General features: G+C 38.6%; 1 protein-coding gene and 1 pseudogene. Both read right to left on the bottom strand.

Going from position 1 to position 852, the window contains the following annotated elements:
• Positions 1-185 precede the first annotated feature (185 nt).
• On the bottom strand, positions 186-587 hold the full coding sequence (locus ACFILL_RS09400; protein WP_273791508.1) for a hypothetical protein: 402 nt from the start codon (positions 585-587) through the stop codon (positions 186-188).
• A pseudogene (locus tag ACFILL_RS09395) lies at positions 584-852 on the bottom strand (hypothetical protein); the annotation flags it as partial. The gene ACFILL_RS09400 and the pseudogene ACFILL_RS09395, both read right to left, overlap by 4 nt.

The following is an 852-nucleotide window of genomic DNA, read 5'->3' as shown; positions in this document are numbered from 1 at the left end:
TTTAAGATTTTCTTCATTATTCCCCTCTTTCAATGGATTTATTTACAATAAAAAAGCTCATAAGCCTGTTGATATTTCCTGTCACCGCTGCTTAAAACAACGGTGAACAATATTGAGATGTTAGATTGAGAAAACAATCGCGCCATTCCAAGCGAAGGCAAGGATGGCGGATTGTTGATCATCACTTAAGATTGGCATTCATCCGCATTTTTATATTTTTTACAAAAAGGGCTGTTTAAGCGCTTTTCAACACTTCGTTTCGGAATGACCGCGCCTGGTCGACAAATGGGAAGGTTTTCCCTCCAATGATTCACACACCAAGATGGACCGCCATATCTGTCACGGAATCCTGCTTGAATCATACAAGCATAAATTGTTGCATTATCATTATTGCTGAGCTTTTGATTTTCAGCCTCAAGATAATTAAGATGTGGCATGCCACATTCTAATAAGGCTTTTCCTACCTCGGTAAAGTCTGCTCCTGGCTTGATCCACCCATATACTTCCCCTGGAGGAGATTTGTCCATATCACATCCAGTAATACTTAATAGAATGAGCAGGCTCAATAAGTTAAATCGTATTTTCATTTTTTGTTCCCTGTTCTCGTGGAATAAAATTTTATAAAATCAAATGAACCGTAATCATTTTTACACTTAGCACTTGCATCAGCATAACAATTATGGGTACTAGGATTATAGCCGATGATCGCTCCCCCCATCTCTCTGAGGGGTAGAATTAACGGATGTAATGAATCATATGGTTTGGAACGTACCCCATAAGCCGTAGGCCAATTGTAACCAATCACTGTACTAATGGGGTCTAACATATGACCTTGTATGTAGATATAATTTT

This window comes from Bartonella sp. AP20NXHL (genome assembly GCF_042196165.1).
Classification (GTDB): domain Bacteria; phylum Pseudomonadota; class Alphaproteobacteria; order Rhizobiales; family Rhizobiaceae; genus Bartonella.
This window is presented reverse-complemented; position numbering and strand designations above follow the sequence as displayed.

Coding starts and splice junctions, on each gene's coding strand:
- ACFILL_RS09400 (WP_273791508.1), bottom strand. CDS start 587: ATGAAAATACGATTTAACTTATTGAGCCTGCTCATTCTATTAAGTATT.